We start from the raw sequence: 2,602 nt of genomic DNA on the forward strand, positions 1-2,602 counted from the left end.
AACAGTAGGTAAGCCATGTTTGGTTTTTCTTCCGGAGCCCTGATGACTCTTAGTGATGATGAGCGACACCTGCTTGTGTCCGTTGTTTCGGTCTGGCTACGGCGTGCCGGAGGGGATGCCGGAGGGGATGCCGGAGCCATGATGCTGGATGCATACCGGCAGATTTTGTCTGAAACCGAACCGGCCGTAAGGACTGTCATGCTCGAATTTCTTGAATCCGTTCGCATTCATTACATTTCGTCCTGAGCATTTTCTGTATTTCTGTCCATACTTAAACGAGGCGGCCGTCACGGACGGTGGTCGTCGTTCCATGATGCTGTTATGGACGAGTGAGAGTAATCTAATCTAACTTGATTGAGTTCCGGGCGTGCCGCCCGGTTTTTTTTGCTGTTTCCCGGTGTCCGTTCCGGGACAGGATGTGCATTTGTAATACCGCGCACGCGCCGGCATCACAAATACCCTGGTCAGGGCTGCGCCCCGACACCCCGCCATCGCCTCACGGCCGCGCACTGAATTGCGCACCCGTTCACCGATTTTCACGCATTTTCCTCGCCTATCTGTGCGTTCAGCATGGCGTAAAGCGCTTCGGCCTGATCGTGCAGGTGCTCACAGCAGCCGGCAGCCTCATCCAGATCCATCTGCTCGAGCCGCTCAAGGAGGAGAAGTGTCTGTGCGCGGATAAATTTGGCCATATTGAGGGCGGCGGATTCCTGTCTGGTCACTGGTGATTTTCCCCGTCTGGTGATGATTTTTGCGTGAAAAGAGCATGGCGTCATTCTGGTGCATAGTCATGCATGCCGTTAAAATTTAACAGGCGCGTTTCTGACGGGTTCCGGGGTGGTTTGTTGTGGTTTTTGTCATGGTTTCGTCAGGAACGCGCTGAACGCGTCTCAGGCGGTGCGGGCAACGGATGTTATGGTAAATTCTTGGGGGCTTGATTATAAAATACCGCACTTCCTCTTATGTCTTGTGCTTTTTAGACAACCCTGAAAGCTTTTAGCTTTGGTGATGCAATTTGCTGGGATTTTGGCGGAGAACCACAGGTAAAGAAAAAGGCCACATTAGCGGCCTTTTTCGGAGAAGATGCTCAGTGCGGAATTTCGGAGACTTCTTTAACGTCGGTTTTATTGATCTGCTGTTTGACACCATTCGCGTCTGTATAGCCAAGCAGGCCTGAGTCTGATTCTTTAGGTTTGCCGTCGCTGACAATAGTGCGACCGTCATTGGTGTGTATGGCATAGCTTGTGCGCGTGCAGCCGGTGAGGGCTGAAAGCGCAACTGCCGCTGCGAACACTGAAACAAAAATCTTTTTCAAAGCCAGCTCCTTTTATCCATATCAGTTTTGGTCACTAACCATCTAACTATAGGTCATTTTTTATGTGAAAAGAGGCTTGATGGTGGGCTGTATATCGAGTTAGGCGCGAGGTGCTATGGTCAAAGTGTGGTGTCAGGCGGGGAGGAGGCTTATATGAGATGTAATCCGGCCGATACATATACCAAGATGATTTAAGTATTCCTCTTTGTGAGGTTGGATGTCTAATTTATAAAGGATCTTCTTGAGATCCTTTTTTTCCGCGCGTAATCTCTTGCCCTGTAAACGAAAAAACCACCCTGGCAGGTGGTTTTTCGAAGGTTAGGTAATCCTGGCAGATCCCCTAACCGTGGTAACAGTCTTGTGCGAGACATGTCACCAAATTTGTCCTTTCAGTGTAGCCTCACTAAGGCCGCCACTTCAAGAACTCTTGAGACATCTCTCGCACATCCTGTTTGCCAATGGCCGTTGCCAATGGCGATTAGTCGTGTCTTTCCGGGTTGGACTCAAGTTGATAGTTACCGGATAAGGCGCAGCGGTCGGACTGAACGGGGGGTTCGTGCATACAGTCCATCCTGGAGCGAACTGCCTTCCCGGAACTGAGTGTCAGGCGTGGAATGAGAAACCGCGGCCATAACAGCGGAGTGACACCGGTAAACCGAAAGGCAGGAATGCGGGGGAGCACGAGGGAGCCACCAGGGGGAAACGCCTGGTATCTTTAAGCCGCATCGGGTTTCGCCACCACTGATTTGAGCGTCAGATTCTGTGATGCTTGTCAGGGGGGCGGAGCCTATGGAAAAACGGCTTTGGCGCGGCCTTATGCTTTCTTCGTTAAGTATCTTCCTGGCATCCCCCAGGAAATTTCTGATCCATCCGTAAGCCCGTCCCGCTCGCCGCAGCCGAACGACCGAGCGGAGCGAGTCAGTGAGCGAGGAAGCGGAATATATTCTGTATCACATTTTCTCCTGACGCGTTTTCTTTCACTTTCTGCGCCTGTCTTATGTGGCATTAATGCTATGTGTTACTGCCATGCTACATCTTAAGCCAGTATACACTCCGCTAGTGCTCCGTGACTGGTCCGGCGCTGCGCCCGGAACCCGCCTGTACCGGTTCAGCAGCCGTTCCGGCCTGACTGCAATTTTTTTTTTTTCATCCCTGCCCGCTACCCTGTAAACCTTTCTTCTGCGTTGCCGTTAACAGTAGGTAAGCCATGTTTGGTTTTTCTTCCGGAGCCCTGATGACTCTTAGTGATGATGAGCGACACCTGCTTGTGTCCGTTGTTTCGGTCTG

The 2,602-nt window shown here is 51.5% G+C and carries 3 protein-coding genes; 1 reads left to right on the plus strand and 2 read right to left on the minus strand.

Features of this window, described 5'->3' with window-relative positions; translation table 11 throughout:
• The first annotated feature begins 42 nt into the window (after positions 1 to 42).
• Complete coding sequence (locus tag LZP96_RS23690; RefSeq protein ID WP_069377315.1) at positions 43 to 246, plus strand: hypothetical protein; 204 nt, start codon at positions 43 to 45, stop codon at positions 244 to 246.
• A 290-nt stretch (positions 247 to 536) separates the two neighbouring features.
• Here the strand turns inward: LZP96_RS23690 and LZP96_RS23695 are convergent, their stop codons facing one another.
• Positions 537 to 722 (minus strand): Rop family plasmid primer RNA-binding protein, encoded by a 186-nt coding sequence (locus LZP96_RS23695; RefSeq protein WP_013772937.1) that lies wholly within the window; start codon positions 720 to 722, stop codon positions 537 to 539.
• Between the two features lie 365 nt (positions 723 to 1,087).
• Entirely contained in the window at positions 1,088 to 1,315 is a 228-nt protein-coding gene (locus LZP96_RS23700) for a YgdI/YgdR family lipoprotein (RefSeq protein ID WP_021243043.1), read from the minus strand.
• Between the last annotated feature and the right edge of the window lie 1,287 nt (positions 1,316 to 2,602).

Source organism: Huaxiibacter chinensis, assembly GCF_022171985.1.
Taxonomy (GTDB): domain Bacteria; phylum Pseudomonadota; class Gammaproteobacteria; order Enterobacterales; family Enterobacteriaceae; genus Enterobacter; species Enterobacter chinensis_A.

What these genes read in the sequence shown, in the direction of transcription:
- LZP96_RS23690 (WP_069377315.1), top strand. Translation starts at nt 43, where the DNA reads ATGACTCTTAGTGATGATGAGCGACACCTGCTTGTGTCCGTTGTTTCG.